16 protein-coding genes and 1 pseudogene are annotated in these 22,815 nt (G+C 67.0%); 3 read left to right on the top strand and 14 right to left on the bottom strand.

The window, feature by feature from the left end; all coding sequences use genetic code 11:
- Positions 1-118: 118 nt before the first annotated feature.
- The 14 genes and pseudogenes from H7K34_RS24915 to H7K34_RS24850 form a co-directional block, all read right to left on the bottom strand.
- A complete protein-coding gene (locus H7K34_RS24915) occupies positions 119-1,135 on the bottom strand; it encodes a glycosyltransferase family 9 protein (RefSeq protein ID WP_264064639.1) in 1,017 nt (338 codons plus the stop codon).
- Positions 1,136-1,220: 85 nt separating this feature from the next.
- Positions 1,221-1,598, bottom strand: coding sequence for a YbaB/EbfC family nucleoid-associated protein (locus H7K34_RS24910; RefSeq protein ID WP_272896338.1), 378 nt, complete (start codon positions 1,596-1,598; stop codon positions 1,221-1,223).
- 132 nt (positions 1,599-1,730) lie between these two features.
- On the bottom strand, positions 1,731-3,134 hold the full coding sequence (eccE, locus tag H7K34_RS24905) for a type VII secretion protein EccE (protein WP_264064638.1): 1,404 nt from the start codon (positions 3,132-3,134) through the stop codon (positions 1,731-1,733).
- A gap of 5 nt (positions 3,135-3,139) precedes the next feature.
- Positions 3,140-4,486 (bottom strand): type VII secretion-associated serine protease mycosin, encoded by a 1,347-nt coding sequence (gene mycP / locus H7K34_RS24900; RefSeq protein ID WP_264064637.1) that lies wholly within the window; start codon positions 4,484-4,486, stop codon positions 3,140-3,142.
- Positions 4,487-4,670: 184 nt separating this feature from the next.
- Positions 4,671-6,521 (bottom strand): type VII secretion AAA-ATPase EccA, encoded by a 1,851-nt coding sequence (eccA, locus tag H7K34_RS24895; protein WP_264064636.1) that lies wholly within the window; start codon positions 6,519-6,521, stop codon positions 4,671-4,673.
- A complete protein-coding gene (gene eccE / locus H7K34_RS24890) occupies positions 6,518-8,056 on the bottom strand; it encodes a type VII secretion protein EccE (protein WP_264064635.1) in 1,539 nt (512 codons plus the stop codon). The genes eccA and eccE (H7K34_RS24890) overlap by 4 nt, the downstream gene beginning before the upstream one ends.
- Positions 8,053-9,699 (bottom strand): type VII secretion-associated serine protease mycosin, encoded by a 1,647-nt coding sequence (mycP, locus tag H7K34_RS24885; protein ID WP_264064867.1) that lies wholly within the window; start codon positions 9,697-9,699, stop codon positions 8,053-8,055. The genes eccE (H7K34_RS24890) and mycP (H7K34_RS24885) overlap by 4 nt, the downstream gene beginning before the upstream one ends.
- A 225-nt stretch (positions 9,700-9,924) precedes the next feature.
- Positions 9,925-11,103, bottom strand: a pseudogene (eccD, locus tag H7K34_RS24880) (type VII secretion integral membrane protein EccD); the annotation flags it as partial.
- Positions 11,104-11,198: 95 nt separating this feature from the next.
- The gene (locus H7K34_RS24875) at positions 11,199-12,227 is read right to left on the bottom strand and encodes a MinD/ParA family ATP-binding protein (RefSeq protein ID WP_264064634.1); all 1,029 of its coding nucleotides are present in this window, start codon (positions 12,225-12,227) and stop codon (positions 11,199-11,201) included.
- A gap of 35 nt (positions 12,228-12,262) precedes the next feature.
- Positions 12,263-13,096, bottom strand: coding sequence for an ESX secretion-associated protein EspG (locus H7K34_RS24870; RefSeq protein WP_264064633.1), 834 nt, complete (start codon positions 13,094-13,096; stop codon positions 12,263-12,265).
- A gap of 28 nt (positions 13,097-13,124) precedes the next feature.
- Entirely contained in the window at positions 13,125-13,415 is a 291-nt protein-coding gene (locus H7K34_RS24865; protein ID WP_264064631.1) for a WXG100 family type VII secretion target, read from the bottom strand.
- 51 nt (positions 13,416-13,466) lie between these two features.
- The gene (locus tag H7K34_RS24860) at positions 13,467-13,790 is read right to left on the bottom strand and encodes a WXG100 family type VII secretion target (RefSeq protein ID WP_264064630.1); all 324 of its coding nucleotides are present in this window, start codon (positions 13,788-13,790) and stop codon (positions 13,467-13,469) included.
- A gap of 141 nt (positions 13,791-13,931) precedes the next feature.
- Complete coding sequence (locus H7K34_RS24855; RefSeq protein ID WP_264064629.1) at positions 13,932-14,441, bottom strand: pullulanase; 510 nt, start codon at positions 14,439-14,441, stop codon at positions 13,932-13,934.
- Between the two features lie 24 nt (positions 14,442-14,465).
- Positions 14,466-15,908, bottom strand: a complete 1,443-nt coding sequence (locus H7K34_RS24850) for a CCA tRNA nucleotidyltransferase (RefSeq protein ID WP_264064628.1) — start codon at positions 15,906-15,908, stop codon at positions 14,466-14,468.
- A 145-nt stretch (positions 15,909-16,053) separates the two neighbouring features.
- Between H7K34_RS24850 and H7K34_RS24845 the strand changes: the two genes are divergently transcribed.
- The 3 genes from H7K34_RS24845 to H7K34_RS24835 are packed head-to-tail and all read left to right on the top strand — an operon-like array spanning position 16,054 to position 22,768.
- Positions 16,054-16,785 (top strand): NUDIX hydrolase, encoded by a 732-nt coding sequence (locus H7K34_RS24845; protein ID WP_264064626.1) that lies wholly within the window; start codon positions 16,054-16,056, stop codon positions 16,783-16,785.
- Positions 16,782-19,178, top strand: a complete 2,397-nt coding sequence (locus H7K34_RS24840; protein ID WP_264064625.1) for a DUF6049 family protein — start codon at positions 16,782-16,784, stop codon at positions 19,176-19,178. The genes H7K34_RS24845 and H7K34_RS24840 overlap by 4 nt, the downstream gene beginning before the upstream one ends.
- Positions 19,175-22,768: a murein biosynthesis integral membrane protein MurJ gene (locus tag H7K34_RS24835; protein ID WP_264064624.1), complete on the top strand. Its 3,594-nt coding sequence runs from the start codon at positions 19,175-19,177 to the stop codon at positions 22,766-22,768. Before H7K34_RS24840 ends, H7K34_RS24835 begins: the two co-directional genes overlap by 4 nt.
- Positions 22,769-22,815 lie beyond the last annotated feature (47 nt).

Here is a 22,815-nt window from a genome sequence, read left to right as displayed (position 1 = left end):
GAGCTTAAACCGCTCGGCGACCTGGTGGCAGCGGCAAATTCAGTCGACGTCGGCCGGGGCTGGCCGGCCGCTGCGATGGCGAAACACCGAGAACGCGGTTGCCGAGCCCGGCTTTGGCTCAAGCGTGTTCTTGGGCAAGGTCATTCATCGCATCGAGCACCTCGGGCACTGAGATGTCCGCCATCGTGGCCCTATCGACATGCCGGTGCGGGCCGAATCTGAAGCCCCAGGTCGCGGCCCGCGTCGCACCGAACAGCCCGACGCCGGGAACTCTCGCCAGGTCGGCGGCGTGCAGCATGCAGGAATCGATCCCCAGGAACAGGTCCGCGTTGGCGACCAAGCCCATGGCCAGGTCCAGTGGTAGCCCCAGCTGGGGGAAGACACGGTCGCGGTCGCGACCAGCATCGAGTTCCTCGTGCCCCATCCCGACGACCCAGACGACGAAATCGCGATGCAGCTCCAAAAACCGGTCGAGCAGCTGGATGAACCTGGTGACGGGCCACCGTTTCTCGGTCCAATCGGTGTCGGCGTGCACGACGAGCACTTTGGCCCCGTCGGGCACTGCGGCGCGTATCGATCGTGCCTTTTCCATTACGAGCGGTGGGATCGGCAGCGGTTGGGTATAGGTATCGATCCGCAACGAAGGATCGAACAGCCGCGCCAACTTGAACACCTGGTCGGCGGCGTGACATGCCTCGTTGGAGACCACGATGTCGTATGCGTAGTCCGTGGGGAAGCCGACGGTGGTGGTGGGCGCGAGCCGTTCGACCAACGGTCGAACAACGATGCCGGACAACGCGTTCCACGTCAACGTGTCGATGAACAGATCGACAGCACCGATCTCGGACGCGAGTGTTTCATAATCGCGGGCGCGTTGTGCTGACGCAGGACGGGGCCCCGTCAAAGGCAACCCGGTGGTGTCGACATGGCGGTGGCTTACCTCCCGAAAACATAGGTCGAATGCCACCTTGGGGCAGATCAGTGTCAGTGGAGCGGTGAACATTTCGCCTAACGCCCGCAGCGTCGGCAATGTCAGCACGGCGTCCCCGATATTGGAGACGAAACATATCGCGGGGTTTTGCGCCTGCAGCAGCTCGCTTGGCACAACACCGGAACTTCCCTGAAAATCAGCCATCGTCGAATCCGAGCTTAACCCCGGCGGGCCGGTGTGGGCGCAGCTTTCCGAGGGGCTGGCAGACCGTTGTCAGACGCCGGGGTTGCTATCGCGGTGTCGCTGGGATCAAGCCCACGGTCGATTGCAGCGACCCGGCCAGGCCGGCCAGCGAGGCGACCAGGTCGGCCTGCTGCACTTGCAGCGTCGCCGACGCGCTGACCTGTGCTGTCTGTAGCGCCGCGTTGACGCGCCGCTGCACCGTCTCGGCGCCCAACCGCAGCAGTCCGTCCTGGATATCCAGGCCGACGAGGCGACGGTGCCCATCGATGGTCACTTCGACGGTTTCGGCTTCGTCTGTGGCCGTGAAGGATTGGGTGTGTGTCCGGCGCATCTGCGCTTCGAGTGCCGAACTGAATCGCTGCAACTGCTCGAGCGTCTGCGCTACCTGTGGATGTGCTTCGGGGCCCATGCCAAGAGTGCTCATCAGGGGAGGTCCTTTACCTCGGTTGGGTGTTGGCGCGTGAGCCGACAGACGGCCTCGGTCCACACAACCGGGCCTGAGTCTAAAGCGGCGCGGCCGATTGCGCGCGTTGAGCGGCACCCGCCAGAGCCGGCCTCAGGACGCGGTTCCACCCGTCGCAGGCAGGGCCTGTTCGTAGCGACTTTCCTCGGGCGGAGAAACCGGCCGGATCGGTAGCTGCCGGTGCCGGGGTGTACTGACCACGTTGTGTCGCAATGCCACCCGGTCGACGCCGGGGTGCCGGCCGAGATAGCTCGTCGCGTTCGGCCACACCACCTTGGCCTCCGGCCCGATCTGCGCGTCGATCAGCTCCGCGAATTCCCGGAAGTGCGGTCCGAGCGTGACGGTCGCACCCGCGGCCGCGGCCCGCAGCACAAACTGGGTGAACACCCGGGCGTCACCCAAGTTGACACTCGTGTCGACATCGTCGAACGGGAGATAGACCGGGTTTTGGCTCGCTGTCTCACCGACCAGCACGCCCGCCGAGCCGATCGGCAACTGGCAGTGCCGATCGGGGACCAGGGTTTTGCCTTGTACCGCGGCTCGCTGGCCACCGGACAATCGGCAAAACCCACGCCGTTTCTTCGGTCTATTCGGTGTGGTGAGCAGCACCGCGGACTGCGGTGTCGTCCCCGCCACGACACGGACCCTGACGATGGTGTGGTCGGCGGGTGCGGACCACCAGACATCCGGGCCGCCGGGCGCGGAGTAGGCAGTGGTGAAGCCGTCGCGTCCCTTGACCGTCGACCACTTTTCCCGTTCGAACCCGATGTCTGTCGCGCGGTCGAAGTCGTCGAAGCTGCGCCCGCACACCGCGTCGATCCCGTGCCGGGACAGCTCGTCAGCAATCCGCGTCGTCGATGCCACCAGATACCGGACCAGTCCCGCAATTCCGGCGTCACGCCGCCCAGCCGACTTGAGAGCCCGCCGCGGGTCAGCGCGGACGATGATCCAGGTCCGGCGGTGCGCTGGAGCCGGGTCAGCACCGATCACCTGCTCGTACAGGCTCGCCACCTCCTCCGCCGAGGTCTTGGCGACGCGATAGCCGGCCGACACCACGTCGACCTCCAAGTCGGGGCAGTGGACCGACAACGCTTGATCGACCAGCCGGGTGTCCACCACGTCGTCGGTATGGACCTGCCCATCGACGACGACCGTCGGGGTGAACGGCCGGGGAATCAGTTCGATGACTGACACCAAGACTTTGCCTTGCCAGCGCACTGCCACGTGGTCACCCGGCTGGACGGTGGCTCCCACGACGGGTTCGGACGGGGTGTCCAGCGGCCGGCGGCGGCGTACCAGCCACGCGAAGAACGCCGCCACCCACCCGGTCAGTCGCCGGCCGCGGAAGGTCACCGTCGCCAGGATCACAGCCGCCGCCACAATCGCGGGGCCGGCCCACGCGTAGGGCCTGCGGAGAAATAGTGCGATGCATGCCGGGGCCAGCGCCGCCAGCCACCGCGCGTACCCGGTGCTGAACCTTAGCCGTAGTGATCTCATGTTCGTCAGTGCCGCCGTAGGGCTCGCGCCGTCAGCGCGGCCAGTGCCAGCGCGAGGATCAGGCCCGCCACCGAAAGCGCCACGATGGTTATCGGCCCGTGGTCGGGCCCGGGCACCGGCACCGGAGGCTGGATTCGCTGGACCGGGAACGTGGTCGCCTCAGAACCAGCGGGAACATCCCAAGTGAGCGCCGCCACCGCATCAATGATGCCCGCACCGACCGCGTTGTCGACGCCGCCGCCGGGATGTCGCGCGGTGGCCGTGATCCGATTGATGATCTGCGCCGGCCCCAAGTCGGGGAACCGTTGTCTCAGCAGCGCCGCCAGACCCGAGACGTACGCCGCGGCAAACGAGGTGCCGGCGATCGGCACCGGACCTTCCTTACCCGGCAACGCATCCACGGGCTCACCGTGGGGGCCCAGCGCGATGATGTTGTCCGCCGCCGCTGCAACGCCGACCCAGGGTCCGTGCATGGAGAACTCGCTCGGTGCCCCGTCTTGGTCGACACCTCCGACCGTCAGCACCAACGGCGCGTACCACGCGGGCGTGACGATCGTCTGGACCCCCTGCCAGCCTCGGGGATCGGCGGGAATGGACGGGTCGGGCGGCGGATTCTGCGAGCAATCGCCGCCGACGTTGCCGGCCGCCACGACGATCACAGCGCCCTTGACATTCACCGCATAGTTGAGAGCCGCTCCCAAACTGGACTCGTCGACTGGCTTTTTGACCTTGAAGCACGCCGCTTCGCTGATGTTGATCACACCCGCCCCGAGATTGGCGGCGTGCACCACCGCCCGGGCCAGGCTGCGGATCGATCCGGCGGCCGGAGTCGCGTTGGGGTCGTTCTGGTTGTTTTGCGAGTCCTTCGGCTCCCAGGCCTCCGACGTCTGGCGCTCCGAGACCAGCCGAGCATCCGGCGCGACGCCGACGAACCCGTCGGTGAGCGTGGGCCGCCCGGCGATGATGGACGCAGTCAGCGTTCCGTGTGCGTCACAGTCCGACAGGCCGTCGCCGTCCGGAACGACGAAATCGCCGCCGGGCTCAGCCGGGACCCGCGGCGACGCGTCGATACCGGTGTCGATCACGGCGACGGTGACCCCGGCCCCGGTCGCGAATTTCTGAGCCTGGGCAATGCCCAGGTACGTGTTGGGCCAAGGCGGATCGCGGAAATTGGAGGCCGGTAACGTCAACGGCGCCTTGCAGACCCGCTTTTGCTCCAGCGGCTGGTCAGGTCCCGTCACATCGGGCGGCATCGCGCCGGGATCGATCGCCGGCGGAGCAACCGCCGAGGCGGGAGGTGCGCTAACCAATACCAGCGTTAGCGCCACCGTGATCAGGAAGAGACGGTGCACCGCCGGACTCCGTTCGCCTAACGACCGCGCTGACGTGGGCGCACCACCTGACGCCTGCCGAATTTCGGCTAGGAGTGCATCTTAAACATTCCGCGCGTCGGGCATGGCTGAACCGCAGTCTGATCCGAAAGACGACGCAAATTCCGCGCTCAGCACGGTCTCGAGTCCCGGCGGGCGGATTCGGTCAAAGCACTATCGGCACATGCTTTTCCACGCACGCATCCGTCACCGCCGCCACGATGTCCTTGGTGCGTAGCGTCTGCAGATCCTGCACTGTTACTGATCCTTTGTCGACGCGATGCTGTGCGGCCACTCGCGAGTCCCGCAAGCGCTCCGCACGTTCGACGACGTTGCGCGCGAACCGGCCGTTGTGCATGACGTCGATACCGTGCTGGCCATCGGGTGCACGGTAGCCGCGCAGCGTCGCACACGCGGCTTTCAGCGCCTCGGCCGTAGCGGGGTCGAGAACCGTAGCCCGCGGCTTGCCGTAACGGACCGCGATTTCCACCAGCTCGTCGGGCGCGTAGGACTCGAACCGCAATTTGCGATTGAACCGGCCGGCCAGACCCGGGTTTACGGTGAGGAACTCGTCGACTTCCTTCTCGTATCCCGCGCCGATGAAACAGAAATCGAACCGATGCACCTCGAGTGCCACCAGCAGTTGGTTGACCGCCTCCATGCCGATCATGTCCGGCCGGCCGTCCTGATGCCGTTCCACCAGTGAGTAGAACTCATCCATGAACAGGATGCGGCCCAGCGATCGGTCTATCAGCTCGTTGGTTTTCGGTCCCGACGCACCGATGTGCTCGCCGCAGAAGTCTGCCCGCTTGACTTCGACGATCTCTGGATGGCGAACGATGCCCAACCCGGCGTAGATCTTTCCGAGCGCCTCGGCGGTGGTGGTCTTACCGGTGCCGGGCGGTCCGACCAACAGCATGTGATTGGTCTGATTGGCCACCGGCAGGCCCGCCGCCAGACGCAGTGCACGGACCTCGATCTGGTCTTCCAGTTCAGCGACCGCGCGTTTGACGTCGGCCAGCCCAACCTGGTTGTCGAGCAACACGCGCCCCTCCTGCAGGAGTTCGATGCGGCGCTCTTGGTGCTCCTCCTCCTGCCGCTGCTGCTCGGATACCTCGGTGGTCACATCCCACTTATTTGAGCGGGAACTGATGGCATCCTCGTCGGTGACCACCAACTGCAGCGCCGGGTCGGCCAGCGCTTGCTTGGCCGGCTCGATCAAGGCGCCGTTGATCGTCGCTTTGGACAACCAGATCTGCGCCTTGGGTTCGTCTCCCAGCTGGCGGTGCGCCATCCCGCGCACGTAGGCAAGATCGGCGGCGATCAGCGGGAAGTCGGTGGGATCGACTGCGGTGATGGCGGTTTCGAGATGGGAACGCCGCGTCTCGGTCGGCCCACCGAATCCGGCACGCAACTCGACCCGGTCGGTCCACTCCAGCGCGACCCTCGCCTGACCCAGGTGCGCCGCGGCATGTGCCGCCAGCGTGCAGGTGGCCGCGGTGACCGCCGACATGATGATGGCCTGGGGCGGCAGGATCGCCGCCGCCACCGCGATGACGTCCGGCCAGCGTTGCGTGGCGAACATCAGATAGGACTCGATGTACTGCTTCCACTGGTGGTTCTCCCAGGTGTCCAGCAGCGTCGAATCCGCAAGCAGCGCTTCGGCTTTCTCGTACTGGCGATCGTCGATCAGAGCGCTCGCCAGCGCCAGGCCCGCATGCGAGGCCTCGGTCACCGAAATCGACAGATAGGGGCCGGCTTTGATCGGCGCCGACAACCGTGCGCCTATCCGGTTGGTCTCCCGATGCAGCCGGATCCCGTAGATGTAGAGCTGCTCGACGGTGGACAACGCCTCGTCACCCGCGGCGATCCGGCCCAGCCAAGCATCGGCCATCGACGGGTCGACTTCGGTTGCTTCCCGGAACCGCGCCGCCGCTGCGGCGACATCGCTGTCGAGTAGCGCCATCGCCGTATCGAAATACTTGCGCGCGGCAGCCGGCGTGGTGCTGCTGGTCATGAGGTGTCCACCGCTTCAAGATCCGGGGTTCGCAAAGCCATCGGTTCCGACGATACGTACCTGTTCTCGGCTCGGAACAATTCCACTTCCACCGCGTGCAGCTGGCCGTCCGTCGTCACATCAACGGTCGCGGGGCCCGTCTGGGTGATCAGCACATTGGCGGTCCCCCGGTACGGCTCGCCCGGTCCTCCGACAGAAATCAGGGTGTTCGGTCGCGGAGCCGGCGACATGCTGCCGTCGACGACACTGACCGTGGTGCCCGACACCGGCTTCGCCTGATCGGTCACGGCGATGTTCGGCATCCGAACACTGGCCCACCGCTGCATGTTTCGAGTGTGCACCGTGATGCGCTCGCCAGCACCGGCCAAGCGGATGATGAATCGCTTGGCCAGCGCGTCCTCCGCGGCGATGTGCACCCGGCTGAACTCGCCCGCGTCGTCGAGCGGCAACAGCATCCGATTCCCGCCGGTGACCTTGCCGAGCAGCACACCCGACGGTCCGATCGGGACGACGAGCGGCCCGTGCAGGACACCGTGCCGGATTCCGCGCAGCAGCGGCAGCGGACCGCACAGATTGGCCGCGACGGCGTGCGCCTGCTCGCCCCGCAAGGTCCGCAACCGCATGCTCAACGAGGCCGTCGGTGGTTGTGCGCTGCGCACGGTCACCGTGGCCGTAGCGGTGCCGTCGCTGTAAAGCGTGACGTTCTGCGTGATCCCATCGACCCGCGCCGACCACGCTTGCGCCAACTTCTCCGACGTGATGTCGGCGGGCCGGTACCAATAGGTCGTCAACCAACCGCTGTCGCCGCGCACCGACCGCCACCGCCTACCGGAGACATCCAGTGCGGAGCGGCCCAATCTCCGCTCCATCTCGACGATGTCGGTGGCTGTCGCCACCTTGGCGCGGATGCCGTGCTGGCGCAGGGCCGCGCTGATTCGCTGGGCGGCCGCAAGCGTCGCGCTGCCGACCGAGGTTCGCCCGCGCAGCGCCTCGACATTGTCCAGGGCCGAGATCCGGACGATGAGCCAAGTCTCGCGCTGACCGGCATAGGGCGGTGTGCCGATCAACGTGTCGTACACCCGCGGGTAGTCACCGGTGTTGCGCCGGCGTGCCCCGGCCGTGACGACACTGAGCGAATCCAAGGTCAGGCCGAGGCTCTGGTGCAGCAATCCCAGCAGCTCGGTGACGTCGAAGGCGTTGGCGGTGTAGGTGGCGGTCGATCCGGTGAACAGCGTTGGCGTATGCGCCTTCCCGAGCAGTTGGACCGCGGCCGCCGCGACGCCATCCTGGTACCGGATACCACCGCCGGCACGATCATTGGCGACGGTCAGCGGCTCGCTCCACCAGATCGGGCGACGACGCCGCAGCCACAGCACCAGCCAGGACCACAACGGCTGGCCTCGCCACCGGATAACGCCGACCGCAACTCCGAGCACCAAACCTGCTGCCGCACCCGGGTATCCGCCGACTGCCCAACCTGCGACGGCGGCCACGAAGATGGCGGCGATGATGGTCAGCTTCGTCCCGGCGGTCATCGCTCGCGCCGCGCTCGAACGATCAGAGAGACCACCGCGATGGCGGCCAGCACCACGCCGGCGAATACCAGCGCCACCGTGCGGGCACGGTGGTCCGGCGGCGGCGGTGGGGGGACCGGGTGGACGATGCGGCTGGCAGCCGCGGGGGGAAGTCGTTCGCCTGCGGGCACATCGAAGGTCAATGCCGCGACTGGATCGACAACGCCGTAACCGACCTGGTTGTCGACTCCGCGTGGTGGATTGTGTGCGGTCTGCAGAATCCGGTTGATGATCTGATGCGCGGACAGCGCCGGATATTTGGCTCGCACCAGCGCGGCCACCCCGCTGACGTACGCCGCGGAAAAGCTGGTTCCCCAGAACGGCATGTTCTTCTCGCCCGGGCGGATCGGCGGGTAGGCATTCGCCGGTCCCCCGGATTCCGGGGAGAGTCCCATGATTCCGACGCCTGGAGCCGCTGCGGCCACCCACGGTCCCGCCAAGCTCTTGTTGATCGGTGCACCGGTGTTGTCGACCGCACCCACCGACAAGACGTAATCAGAGAACCAGGACGGCGACGAGACTGTCTTGACTTGGTGCCAGTCGCGTGGATCGGAAGCGTTGAGCGGATCAAACGACGGGTTCTGCGCGCAGCCGTCTTCGCTGTCGTTGCCCGCCGCGGCAACGACGACGGCGTCCTTGACTGTGGCCGCATACCAGACAGCGGCGCCGATAGCGCCCTGATCCAGCGGGTCAGCGGCCGAAACACACGCTGTCACACTGATATTGATCACCTTGGCACCGATATTCGCGGCATGCACGATGGCTCTGGCCAGAGTCGCGATGGTGCCGGCCTTCTTGCGCCCCTCAAAGTCGCCGGCGCCGGGATTCACCGGTTCGAAGGCCCGCGAGGACTGGCGGATCGAAATGATGACCGCGTGGGGCGCGACTCCGGCGACACCGTCGGGGGCGCCCGGGGGCGGCGGCGGCACCTCGGGGTCGTCGGGCTGGCCAGGCGCCGGGTCTCCCGGCCCATTCGACGGCACGTCGGGCGGCGGTGGTGGCGGCGGCGCCACGGTCTGCGTGATCGTCACCGGTGAGGGCGGTGGCGGCGGTGCGGGTGGCGGTGGTGGGCCGCCGGGCGGCGGTGCACCGGCATCGGTGGCCGGCGGGCCCGCCGGCGGCGGGAACGCCGGGGCGCTCGGCATCGGCGCGGGCATCGGAATTCCCTGTGGCGCAGCACCAATCAGCGACGCCACGGCGGTGCCGTGCGCGTCGCAGTCGGTGAGACCGTCACCGCCCATGATGTAATCGCCACCCGGCACCACCGGCAGCCGCCGGCTGGGATTGATGCCGGTGTCGATGACCGCGACCCGGACTCCGTTGCCGGTCGAGTACTGCCAGGCCTTGCTGACGTTGAGCATCGTGAAGCCGGGCGCGGGCAGGGCGACATTCGGATCGGCGACGGTAATCGTTCGCGCGCAGGCAAAGCTCTGCCGCATCGGCTGATCCGAAGCCGGCTTGCCGTCGGCCGGTACCCGTCCGGGATCGACCACCGGAGGTGGAATCGCCTGTGCCACAGGAACACCCGCGATCAAAGCGACCAGTAGGCTCGTCAGTGCAGTGGCGGCGACCCGCTGGGTCAATGCGCGAGCGGTGAGAGCCATCTGGGTCATCGCATGCGCACCCAGGTGAACAACCCGCCGATCCATGCGGCCAGCGGCAGGGCCGCGATGATCGCTGCTATTTCCACCCATTCGGCGGTCATCCGCACCAGCGGAGTGAACCTGGTAATCGGCACCAGCAGCGCGGCCAGTAGACCCGCCCCCGCCAAAGCCGGCCAGCACCAGGGCGCCCCACAGCACGCTGTCGCCCGACGAAATTGGTTCGTGCACCACGTATTTGACGACACCGGCGCACAGTGCCGCGGCGGCGCCGCAAACCAGCGCGATCGCCTGCCGTTTGTCGGCGAACGCCCGCCCGCGGCTGATGAAGATCACAACGAAAAGTGTGGCGAGTGCAGCGGCCGGAACGCTGCGTTCATGGCCTGGCACCAGGGTGGCCCACACCGCGACAGGAAGCATCAGCCCGGCTCCGACGCAGATTCCCGTCAGGACGTTGTTGGCGTGAATGGCGGCCAGTGCGATCTGCGCACCGCGCGGCGTGGTGTCCGAATTTGCTTCCTCGTCGGCGCCCTCTTCGACGGGCGATACCGCGTCGGCGGGTAGACCCGCGCTACGGCGGAACAGATCGCGCCCGGTAATCGACCCGAAGTACGGCGGCCGGATCCGCGCGACGCACAACGCGATCGTCGGGGACATGGTCAGCAGCAGTAGCAGGGCGACCAGGGTGCACATCCCCAGCCATTGCGCGGGCACCGGCCACCACATCCGGGCGCCGGCTGCCGCGCCGGCCAAACCGAGTACGGTCACCGCTGTCGCTGCCACATTGGCGTGACGCCCGGTGGCAGCAGCGATTCCGCATGTCAGCACGGCGCCGGCCAGGGCAGCGATGAACACATGCGCGGCCCCTAGGCGGCCGGGAGCCCCGCCCGCAAGGCTCACCGTGAGCAACGGCAACGCGATCCAGCCGAGTCCGTCGACCATATCGGCGCGGCCCGGCTACCACCGCCACACCGTGGCCGCGCCACCGGCGATCAGCAGACCGGCCACACCGGTCACGATGGTGGGCATCCAGGAGTCGGTCGAGAAGCGTTGGCGGACAGCCAGTCCCAGCAGCGTCAGCGAGACCATTGCCAGAATGACCAGCGCGGTGCGGGCAGCGGTTCGCAGGGTTACCGGTTCGAACAACGACTTCCCGACCCTGGCCAGGCCGGTGGACAACGACTCGTACTGCGGCTCGAATGATTCACCCTCTACCGCGGGAACCAGCGTGAGCGTCGCGCCGTCTTCGACGCCGAGTTCGTCAAAAGTCTTGGTCACGTCCAACCGGACCCCGTTGGCCTTGTGGAGTTCATACCCGACACCGGGCTCGAGTCCGGCGAACCCCCGGCGTTTGAGTTCCTCATTGAGCAATTCCACGACGTTGTCGATAAAAGCCTCGATCGGCACCGAGGCGGGGTACACCTGCGAGACCAGGTGTTCGCCACATACGACTGCGACCGCACATCGGGCTGGAAACGAAACCTTACCCTGGTACGGGGCCATTAGCGCGGCCTGTCGGCATCTGGAATGTATTTGTCAGCCAAAGCCGCGGTGATTTCGAATATGCGCAGACGAGTTTTTTTCTTCAGCTCATGCCGGGTATCAATTATCCCGCCTTTAGCGAGGAACGGGTCGTACGGCATGAACTCGACTGTCGCACCTGATTGCGCGAAACGCTCGGTGAGATAGGTACGCGCGTCGGCATCGTATTTATCGCGGCTATCGTTCAGGATGACCATGCTGCGGGACACCAGCTCGTGATAGCCCATCGAGCGCAGCAAGTCGATCGCGCGAGTCACCGGCAACGAGGTGTCTGCCGTCAGGCCGGAGACGAACACCAGCGTGTCGCACGCGTCGAGCACAGCCTTCATCACGGGGTGCTCGAGGTCGTCAGAGGTATCCACCACGATGACGGTGTGGGTGCGGCGCAGCCGCGACAGCACTCCGGAGAACATCGAGGCAACCAGCGGCCGCGGCTGGTCCGACGCTCGGTTGCCGGCCAGCACATCGAGGCCAAGACTGTTCTGCCCCAAGTGTTCCCGGATGTCCGCGTAGCCCTGAACGTCGGTGTCGTTGAGCACCGCGGAGTAGTCGCCCGGCGGGCATTCGTCGATTCGGCCGGCCAGCGTGCCAAAGCCGGGGGCTGCGTCGATCGCGACCACATTCTCGGGCCGGCATTCCCGGAATACCGCGCCGATGCAGGCCGTCATCGTCGTCTTGCCGACACCACCCTTGCCGGAGATGACTCCGACGACGTACTGCTTCCGGATGTGGCGCCGTATCCGCACCTGCAATTCCCGGTAATGCCTTTCGGAAGGCGATTCACCGAAATTAATTGCATGGCCTGACAACTGGTAGAGAAATTTGCGCCAACCGCCCCCGGGCGGAATTTTGCGCGGCGCAACCATATCGGAAATGCGCAAAGTTCCCGATACCGAATCTTGGTTTTGGTAGCGCGCGGCAGGCGCTTCTCGCCGAGTCGGCCCGCCTTGTTCCGGAGAATTAGATGAGCCCGTCCACGGATTTGTCACGATGCCGATGCTATCATTTTCGCACTACCTTTCGACTACACGACTTTTCGGTATGAATGCCATTCTTGGTCGGCAGGTAGCCGCCGCACCATATGGTTGATCGCAGACCCGATGTTGTTCTTGGTCCCCGGCGCGATGATCATCCATTTCTTCGCGCCTGAAGATACGTGTTCGGCCACCAGCCGCCCTTCGGGTGTATCGATGATCGTCACCGCCCCCGGTTCGATGTAGGTCCGGGTGGGGCCGCCGCTGTCCACCCCGGACTGCATCGCGACGATCGAAGCCTGAGCCGATCGGGCGGGATCGGTGGCCAGTTTCAGCAGGTGCACCTGATCGGCTTCGAGCCCTTGCTTGCCCAGGAATTCGTGCAGCGATCCCTCGTCGGTGGCAGCCGCACGCATAGCATCCGCATTCAGTGTGACAGGACGCAACGGCGCGGGATCGATTGCGCCGCAAAGACGCTCGATCTGGGAGTTGAGTGCGGCGGTAGCCGCGCCCTCGTTGCTCGTGATGCCCGCGCCACTAATCCGGACGAGTTCTCCCGACCGTTCGATGGCGACCCACCAATGCGCGAACCTGGCGAGCAGCGCTCGCGTCGTTTCGTCGTCATTGGGCAGCCGGAAGTGCACCAGCAGCGCGATATCGCGGCGCGACAGCACGGTCAGCCACTCAACGATCGTGCCGTCGACGGAGTCCGTTTCGTCGATAGCCCCGGCAGCCCGCAGTTCAGCGGCCACGGGGTGGTCCAGCGCCTTGTGCTTGGGCTCGACGCTGGGCAAGTGGGGTCGCAGCCCCATCTCGGGGGCTAAGACCTCGATGCCGGTGAGGACCTGAAGGACCCACAGGCCGTCAAGAGATGTGGTTAACACGGTCTTCCCTTAAAGCCAAGAGCGGGGACTACAGAAAGAAGCCGCCAATTTGGTTATCCGTATTGATGGCGTTGTCGTGCACCGTGTTTACGGTGTGCCCGTGCAGGCTGACGGTCTGGATCATGTCCTGCAACCCGTGCAGCATCTGCTGTTGTGCGTCGAAAAAGGCCGTGGCACCGTGCCCCTGGAAAAACTCCGCCAACGACTGAGTGATGTGAAGAACGTCGTCGTGAATTTCCATCAATTGCGCGGCCTGCGTTGCGATGTCACCCGAGAGGCCGCTGACCGCGGCGTGGTTGTAAACAATCTGCTCTGACATGTTGGTAGTTCCTTACCTGAATACGCTTTTGGGATTGGCTGCAATGCCGGCTTAGGTGGACTGAACTCCGCCAAACACGCCGTTGAGGCTGTGCGCTGAATCGGCTTCGTGGTGCTCCATCAGCGTTGCCGACTGGCTGAGGCCGTGCGCTAATCGGTTACCGCCGGTCATGATCTGCTGCAGGTCGTGCTGGATTTGGCCTGCCGTGTTCAGCGACGTCGAGCCGGCTTGGCCGGCCCATCCGGTGGCGCTGACGATGTTCTCGTGGCCGCTCAGATATTGATTGGCGATTGCGGCGGCTTCTTGCAATCGCGATTCAATCCGTTGCTTTGAACTCCGTAGTAGTTCCGGTGTGACGACCGTTGTCCCCGCCATGTGTTTCTCCCTTGATTTCCGTAGGCTCCCCGACCTGGATATGGGTAAGGTGTAGACAGGGATCGGGGTCTGTCACTTCAGTTCTATTGCTCGCTGCACAGGCGTTGATTTACCCATTCCCGAATGCCACAAAACACCATGTCAAAGGGTGCTGGCGCCGTCGGCTGAGCCATCGCCGTCGGTATCGGATAATCGGACATCCCAGCGGCCGTCGCCGTCGGAATCGACATAGCCGGTCACGCCGTTTGGATCCGCGCACAGCACCCGGTCGGCCACCCCATTGCCGTCGCTGTCCAGCAGTCGATCATCCGGGCGGCCCTGCCCGTCGAAGTCGACCAACGGACCGCCGGTGTGCTCGACGCCGTCGAGTGAGTACCAGCGCAGTCCCCCGACCCGGTCCACAGCGACGGCCCAGGTCCCCGACCCGTCGTCGGTGAAATACGCCTCGGGTGTGCCGTCGTCGTCGAGATCGAGCACCGCATGATCGACGACGCCGTCGCCGTCGAGGTCCGCCAATGCGTCGTCGCGCAGTCCGTCGTGGTCGAAATCCAGCCCGATCGATTCGAGCCGGCCGTCATGGTCAAGGTCGAGGTCGGGTTGGCCGTGCCAGATGGCGGCCGCACCGCTATCACTAGATAGGCAGTAATCCATACGGGTTCGGACGCGCGGGCATCGTTAACCGTTCCCCCGGGACTGCCACCAGGCCAACAGCTCCGCGGTGGCTTCCTCGTCGGTCAGCGGTCCGCGGTCCAGCCGCAGCTCCTTCAAGAAGCGCCACGCCTCACCGACCTGCGGCCCCGCCGGGATGTCGAGCAGCTCCATGATCCGGTTCCCGTCCAGGTCGGGACGCACCCGCGCCAGATCTTCCTGGGCGGCCAGCTCGGCGATGCGTGCCTCGAGTCGGTCGTAGTTGGCCTGCAGCCGGGCGGCCCGGCGCTTGTTGCGCGTCGTGCAGTCGGCACGCACCAGCTTGTGCAGCTGAGGTAGCAATGGCCCGGCGTCGGTGACGTAGCGGCGCACCGCCGAGTCGGTCCACTTCCCGTCGCCATAACCGTGGAATCGCAGATGCAGATACACCAAGTGCGAGATGTCGTCGACCATCTGTTTGGAGTACTTGAGCGCGCGCAGCCGCTTGCGAACCATCTTGGCGCCGACGACCTCATGGTGATGGAAGCTCACACCGCCGTTGGGTTCGTGGCGTCTGGTGTCGGGCTTACCGATGTCGTGCAGCAGCGCCGCCCAGCGCAGCACCAGGTCCGGGCCGTCATCTTCGAGGCCGACCGCCTGGCGCAACACGGTCAGCGAGTGCTGGTACACGTCCTTGTGCTGGTGATGTTCGTCGATTGCCATCTGCATGGTGCCAACCTCCGGCAGCACCACCTCACCCATTCCGGTCTGCACCAGCGCGTCGATGCCGGCGACCGGGTCCGCGCCAAGGAGTAGCTTGTCCAGCTCGGCGGCTATCCGCTCGGCGCTGATCCGGCCCAGCTGCGGAGCCATCTCCTCGATCGCCGCCCGCACCCGCGGGGCGACGGTGAATCCGAGCTGCGAGACAAACCGCGCGGCGCGCAGCATCCGCAACGGGTCGTCGCCGAAGGACACCGACGGCGCGGCCGGGGTGTCCAGCATGCGTGCCCGCAGCGCCGCCAAACCGCCTAGGGGATCGAGGAATTCGCCGGGCCCGGTCGACGTGATCCGCACGGCCATCGCGTTCACGGTGAAGTCCCGGCGCACCAAGTCGTCGTCGAGATGTTCGCCGAACTGCACCTCGGGATTGCGTGACACCTGGTCATAGCGGTCCGCGCGGAACGTAGTGATTTCCAGGCGATAGTCGTCCTTGCCGACACCCACGGTGCCGAACTCGATCCCGGTATCCCAGACCGCGTCGGCCCACCCCCGCACGATCTGCTGCACCTGTTCGGGGCGCGCGTCGGTGGTGAAGTCCAGGTCCCCGCTCGGGCGGCCCAACAATGCGTCGCGCACCGGACCGCCGACGAGATACAGCTGGTGCCCGGCGTCCGCGAACAGTCCGCCGACCTCGCGCAGCACCCCGGCATGCCGATTCAGGGCCACAGCAGCCGACGTAAGCAGCTCTACATCGCCAGCAGCTTCGGACACGTTCGATCAGCCTAGTCGCGTGACGATGCGGGCTCGCACGGCCTGCTGAGGAGGGCGGCACTCGAACACAGTCGCGCCGCCGCCGAGCCCGCACCAGCGGCGAGTATGTCCGGAAGGCCAGCTCGTCCCAGCTACTATCGCTTGGGTGTCGGATGGCGAGCAAGCCAAACCACGTCGACGCCGGGGGCGCCGTCGGGGTCGTGGCAGCGTCGGTGCGTCCGCGAACGATGCCGATGCCAAAGTGACGGCCGACTCCGGGGCGGCCAACAGGCGCCGACCGCGGGTACCCCGCCGGGTGCCGGAGCGGCTGCGCACCGTGCACGAGACTTCCGCGGGTGGGCTGGTCATCGACGGTATCGACGGGCCGCTCGACGCCCAGGTCGCCGCCCTGATCGGGCGGATCGATCGGCGTGGACGGATGCTGTGGTCGCTACCCAAAGGCCACATCGAACTCGGTGAGACGGCCGAGCAGACCGCCATTCGCGAGGTTGCCGAGGAGACCGGAATCCGCGGCAGCGTGCTGGCTGCGCTGGGGCGCATCGACTACTGGTTCGTCACCGACGGCCGCCGGGTACACAAGACCGTGCACCACTATTTGATGCGCTTCTCCGGGGGCGAGCTCTCCGACGAAGACCTCGAAGTCGCCGAGGTGGCGTGGGTGCCGATGCAGGAGCTGCCTTCCCGGCTTGCTTACGCCGACGAAAGACGGCTGGCCGAGGTCGCCAACGAACTGATCGGAAAGCTGCAGAGCGACGGTCCTGCTTCGCTGCCGCCACTGCCGCCCAGTGCGCCGCGGCGAAACCCGCAGACCCATTCCAGAACCCGGCATTCCGACAAACCCCCCAGTCGTAAGAACGGTCACGGGCCAGGACCGTGACCGCACCGCGACTCTGCTGGGCCGGCTTGTTGCGCCTTGCCGCTGTGGTCGGCATCGTGGCCGGCTTTGCGGTGGTGCTCACCGGACCCGTCGGCATGCCCCGCGCAGCGGCCGACGAGCCCGGAGCGACGCCGTTTGTCCGCGTCCGCATCGACCAGGTGACGCCGGACGTCGTCACCACGACGAGCCCACCGGTCGTCACAGTCAGCGGAACGGTGGCCAACATCGGTGACCGCCCCGTCCGCGACGTGATGGTCCGGCTCGAACACGCCGCCGCCGTCAACGCGTCGGCCGCCCTGCTCACCTCGTTGGACGGCGCCACCGACCAGTACCAGCCGGCCGCTGATTTCCTCACGGTGGCACCCGAGCTGCAGCGCGGCCAAGAGGTCGGCTTCACCCTGTCCGCGCCGCTGCGATCGTTGGCCAAGCCGTCGTTGGACTTCGACGAGCCCGGGATTTACCCCATCCTGGTCAATGTCAACGGAACACCCGACTACGGCGCCCCCGCGCGGCTCGATAATGCGCGGTTCCTGCTGCCGGTGCTGGGGATGCCGCCCGACCGTGCCGATTCCCTGGAATCCGCGGTCGCGCCCGACATCTCGAAACCGGTGTGGGTCACCATGCTGTGGCCGCTGGCCGACCGGCCGCGATTGGCACCGGGCCAACCGGGTGGCACCATCGGCGTCCGGCTGGTCGATGACGACTTGGCCACGTCGTTGGCCACCGGCGGCCGACTGGACATTCTGCTGTCCGCGGCCGAGGTCGCGACCAGCCATGACGTCGATCCCGACGGCGCGGTCGGCCGGGCACTGTGCTTGGCCATTGACCCGGACCTGCTGGTCACCGTCAACGCGATGACGGCCGGCTACGTGGTGTCCAACTCCCCCGACGGTCCCGCGCAGCAGCCCGGCACCCCGACCCATCCGGGCACCGGGCAGGCCGCCGCGACCGGCTGGCTGAACCGGTTACGCGCGCTGGGCAGGCGCACCTGTGTCGCACCGCTGCCCTACGCGCAGGCCGATCTGGACGCTTTGCAACGCGTCAACGATCCGGGGCTCAGCGCGATCGCCACCACCAGCGTCGGCGACATCGTCGACCACATCCTGGATGTCCAGTCCACCCGCGGCGCCACGCTGCTGCCCGACGGCCCGCTGACCGGCGGTACTGTCGACCTGCTCAACGCGAACAACAGCACAGTCGCTGTCGCCGCGGGCGATCTGGTCGCGCCGGACTCGCAGCCGTCGTCCGGGCCGGGCGTCGACACCGCCCCCCGGCGGTTGTCCCCGCAAGTCGTGCTCGCACCCTTCGATCCGGCCGTCGGGGCCGCACTGACCGGGGCGGGCAACAGCCCGAGCGTTCCCACCTATCTGGACCCCTCGCTGACGGTTCGGCTCGCGCACGACTCGAACACCGCGCGGCGTCAGGACGCCCTGGGCTCGATGTTCTGGCACGCGCTGGATCGAGACGCTCCGCCGCGCACGCAAATCCTGGTCCCGCCGGCGACGTGGAATCTGCAGGCCGATGACGCGCAGGTCATCCTGACCGCGCTGGCCACCACCATCCGCTCCGGGCTCGGGGTGCCCCGGCCGCTCGCGGCAGTAATCGCCGAGGCCTCGGCCAGCACCGAGCCGCCGGCGCCGCTGGCTGGCTCCGTACCGGAGCGAGGCCGCTTCAGCGAGAACGTCACCGCCAACATCAACGGCCAAGTGGGCCGGCTGTGGAAGCTGACCTCGGCGTTGAGCACCGACGAACGCACGGGGCTGACCGGCGTTCAGTACACCGCGCCGCTGCGCGAGGACATGCTGCGCGCGTTGAGCCAATCGGATCCGCCCGACACCCGCAACGGGCTGGCCCACCAGCGGCTCGAAGTCGTCGGCAACACGATCAACGATTTGTTCGGCGCGGTGACGATCGTCAACCCCGGCGGCTCCTACACGCTGGCCACTGAACACAGTCCACTGCCGTTGGCCCTGCACAACGGCCTGGCCGTGCCGATCAAGGTCCGCGTGCAGGTCGACGCCCCACCGGGAATGACGGTGACCGATGTCGGGCAGATCGAACTGCCCCCCGGCTACCTGCCGCTGCGGGTACCGATCGAAGTGAACTTCACCCAACGGGTCGCCATCGACGTCACGCTGCGGACCCCGGACGGCACCCGATTGGGCGAACCGGTGCGCATGTCGGTGCACTCCAACGCCTACGGCAAGGTGCTGTTCGCGATCACCCTGACCGCGGCGGCGGTGCTGGTGCTGCTCGCCGGGCGCCGGCTTTGGCACCGGTTCCGCGGCCAGCCCGACCGCGCCGACCTGGACCGCCCCGACCCGCCGCACCACCATCCCGCCGACGCGGGGCGCGATGTCGGCGATCGCGTCGACGAAGAGCACCGGGTATGAAACCCGCCTACCGGCGGTCTCACCACCAGCACCCGCCGCCGGGCCGGATTCCGCTGCCGACGGGACCGCTGCCGCCGGTGCCGGACCTGTCCACCCGGCGGGTGGAACTGTCCGATGCTGCGCTGGTATCGCGGTCGTGGGCGATGGCGTTCGCGACACTGGTCAGCCGGATCACCGGCTTCGCCCGGATCGTGGTGCTGGCCGCGATCCTCGGTGCGGCGCTGTCCAGCGCTTTCTCGGTGGCCAATCAGCTGCCGAACCTGGTTGCCGCGCTGGTGCTGGAGGCGACCTTCACCGCGATCTTCGTGCCGGTGCTGGCCCGCGCCGAGCAGAGCGACCCCGACGGCGGTGCCGCGTTCGTCCGGCGCCTGGTCACGGTGACCACCGCGCTGCTGGCATTCGCCACCGTGGTCTCGGTGGTGGCCGCGCCGCTGCTGGTTCGGTTGATGCTGGGTCGCAGCCCGCAGGTTAACGAACCGCTGACCACTGCGTTCGCCTACCTACTGCTGCCGCAGGTGCTCGCCTACGGTCTGACGTCGGTGTTCATGGCAATCCTGAATACCCGCAACGTATTCGGCCCGACGGCGTGGGCTCCGGTCGTCAACAACGTCGTCGCGCTGGTGACACTGGGCGTCTATCTGGCCGTCCCCGGTGAACTGTCGGTCGATCCCGTCCGGATGGGCAACGCCAAGCTACTGGTGCTCGCCATCGGCACCACGTTGGGCGTCTACGCGCAGACCGCGATACTGCTGATCGCCCTGCGCCGCGAGCGCATCAGCCTGCGACCGCTGTGGGGAATCGACGCGCGACTCAAGCGGTTCGGCGCGATGGCCGTCGCGATGGTGCTCTATGTGCTGATCAGCCAGCTGGGCCTGGTGGTGGGAAACCAAATCGCCAGTACCGCAGCGGCTTCCGGCCCCGCGATTTACAACTACACCTGGCTGGTGCTGATGCTGCCGTTCGGCATGATCGGCGTAACGGTGTTGACCGTGGTAATGCCGCGGCTGAGCCGTAACGCGGCCGCCGACGACACCCGGGCCGTGCTCGCCGACCTGTCGCTGGCCACCCGGCTGACGTTGGTCACGCTGATTCCGATCGTGGCGTTCATGACCGTTGGCGGGCCGGCGATCGGTAGCGCGTTGTTCGCCTACGGCCACTTCGGCGGGGTCGACGCCGGGTACCTGGGCGCCGCGATCGCGTTGTCGGCGTTCACGCTGATCCCCTACGGGCTGGTGCTCTTGCAGCTGCGCGTGTTCTACGCGCGGGAGCAGCCGTGGACGCCGATCGTGATCATCCTCGTCATCACCGCCGTCAAAATCGCCGGCTCGGTGCTAGCGCCGCACATCACCCACGACCCCCAACTGGTGGCCGGGTACCTCGGCCTGGCCAATGGGCTCGGATTCCTGATCGGCGCGATCGTCGGCTACTACCTGCTGCGCCGCGTCTTGCTGCCGCGCGGCGGCCATCTGGTTGGGCTCGCGGAGATACGAACGGTCCTGGTGACGGTCGTCGCGTCGATGCTCGCCGGCCTGATCGCCCACGTGGTCGACCGGCTTCTGGGGCTGGCCGCGCTGACCGCGCACGGCGGCGCCGCGGGTTCGCTGCTGCGACTGTTGGTGCTGGGCGCGATCATGGCGCCGATCATCGTGACGGTCATGGTCCGTGCACAGGTGCCCGAGGCGGTGGCGGCGGCTGCGGCCGTGCGGCGCCGCCTCGGCCGGGGCGCTGTCAGCCCGACCGTGGCGCCGGGATCCCGCCCGGCGGCTATCTCACAGGGATCGTCTCACCGGGGCCCTGTCACGTACCCTGAGCAGAGAAATTCGTCCCCGCCGGGGGTTAATGCGGTCCAGGATCCGATCCGGCGCAGGCCTCCGGATCGAGCAGGCGACACCCGGCTAACGAAAGGACCGGAGGTGACCGACCGCCCCTTGGAGAGCGCCGCGTCCGGCCCTGGGTCTGGTTTGGGATCAGGCGGCGACTTGCCGCGGCCGCCCGCCAGCGACTTTCAGCCTGACATTTCGGCCGAACGGACGCCCGAATCGTCGGGGCCACTCCCACCGGAGCAGCGCAACGGCGGTCCCCACGAGCGTGACGCGGAGGCGGCAGGCGACGCCGGGCACCTGGTGCCTGGCGCCCGTATCGCGGGTGGCCGGTATCGGCTGCTGGTCTTCCACGGCGGTGCGCCGCCCCTGCAATTCTGGCAGGCACTCGACACCGCGCTGGACCGGCAGGTGTCGCTGACCTTCGTCGACCCGGACGGGGCACTGCCGGAGGCCGTGCTGCAGGAGATCCTGTCCCGCACGCTGCGGCTCAGCCGGATCGACAGGCCCGGCATCGCGCGCGTGCTCGACGTGGTCCACTCCGATCGTGGCGGCCTGGTCGTCGCGGAATGGATTCGCGGCGGCTCGCTGCAGGAGGTCGCCGATACCGCCCCCTCACCCGTCGGTGCCGTGCGAGCCATGCAGGCGCTGGCCGCCGCCGCCGACACCGCCCACCGCACCGGAGTCGCGCTGTCGATCGATCACCCGAGCCGGGTTCGGGTGAGCATCGAGGGCGACGTCGTGCTCGCCTACCCGGCGACGATGCCCGACGCCAACCCGGAGGACGACATCCGCGGCATCGGCGCCTCGCTGTATGCCTTGTTGGTCAACCGGTGGCCGCTGCCGGAGTTCGGGGTGCGCAGCGGGCTAGCTCCAGCCGACCGGGATGGCTCCGGCCTTCCCGTCGAACCCAACGCCATCGATCGCGACATCCCCTTCCAGATCTCCGCGGTTGCCGTGCGGGCGGTGCAGGACGACGGCGGAATACGCAGTGCGTCAACACTTTTGAATCTCTTGCAGCAGGCTACCGCAGTGGCCGACCGCACCGAGGTGCTAGGCCCGATCGATGACTCGCCACCGCCTGCGGCCCCACGCGTAACCGGCGATGAGCACTTGACGTTGGCGCGCCGGCGCCGCAACCTGATGATCGGCGGCGCCGCGGCACTCGCGATCATTGTGGTCGCGTTGCTGGTGCTGGCCTCGATCGTGAGCAGGATCTTCGGCAACGTCGGTGGCGGCCTGAACAAGGACGAGCTCGGACTCAACGGCCCCGGTTCGTCGAGTTCGTCTTCGTCGTCGGCGAATCCCGCGCCGGCGGGCAGTGTCGTCAAACCCACTCGGGCCACGGTCTTCTCCCCTGACGGGGATCCCGACAACGCGAGCACGGCCGGGCAAGCCATTGACGGCGACCCCACAACCGCCTGGGCGACCGAGGTCTATACCGATGCCGTCCCGTTCCCCAGTTTCAAGGTGGGCGAAGGCCTGATACTGCAACTGCCGAAGCCCACGGTGGTCGGCCAGGTCACTATCGACACACCAAGCACCGGCACCAAGATCGAGATTCGCGCTGCGTCCACGGCGTCACCCGCGAAGCTGGACGACACCACCGTGCTGGCTCCGGCGTTCACGCTCAAGCCCGGCCATAACGTCATCCCGGTCAAGGCCGGATCACCGACGTCGAACCTGTTGGTATGGATCTCCACATTGGGGACAACCAATGGCAAGAGCCAGGCCGGTTTGTCGGAGATCACCGTCCGAGCCGCATCCTGAGACTCACAACCGGGCCTTCGAGTGAAGTGCCGCACGGCATCCCATTG

This window comes from Mycobacterium montefiorense, from assembly GCF_025823255.1.
Taxonomy (GTDB): Bacteria; Actinomycetota; Actinomycetes; order Mycobacteriales; family Mycobacteriaceae; genus Mycobacterium; species Mycobacterium montefiorense.
Note: the sequence above shows the minus strand (reverse complement) of the source record. Positions and strands in the feature narration are given on the sequence as shown.

Coding starts and splice junctions, on each gene's coding strand:
- H7K34_RS24860 (WP_264064630.1), bottom strand. CDS start 13,790: ATGGCGGGGACAACGGTCGTCACACCGGAACTACTACGGAGTTCAAAG.
- eccE (WP_264064638.1), bottom strand. CDS start 3,134: ATGAGATCACTACGGCTAAGGTTCAGCACCGGGTACGCGCGGTGGCTG.
- H7K34_RS24855 (WP_264064629.1), bottom strand. CDS start 14,441: ATGGATTACTGCCTATCTAGTGATAGCGGTGCGGCCGCCATCTGGCAC.
- H7K34_RS24865 (WP_264064631.1), bottom strand. CDS start 13,415: ATGTCAGAGCAGATTGTTTACAACCACGCCGCGGTCAGCGGCCTCTCG.
- H7K34_RS24835 (WP_264064624.1), top strand. CDS start 19,175: ATGAAACCCGCCTACCGGCGGTCTCACCACCAGCACCCGCCGCCGGGC.
- H7K34_RS24915 (WP_264064639.1), bottom strand. CDS start 1,135: ATGGCTGATTTTCAGGGAAGTTCCGGTGTTGTGCCAAGCGAGCTGCTG.
- eccE (WP_264064635.1), bottom strand. CDS start 8,056: ATGACCGCCGGGACGAAGCTGACCATCATCGCCGCCATCTTCGTGGCC.
- H7K34_RS24910 (WP_272896338.1), bottom strand. CDS start 1,598: ATGAGCACTCTTGGCATGGGCCCCGAAGCACATCCACAGGTAGCGCAG.
- eccA (WP_264064636.1), bottom strand. CDS start 6,521: ATGACCAGCAGCACCACGCCGGCTGCCGCGCGCAAGTATTTCGATACG.
- mycP (WP_264064867.1), bottom strand. CDS start 9,699: ATGGCTCTCACCGCTCGCGCATTGACCCAGCGGGTCGCCGCCACTGCA.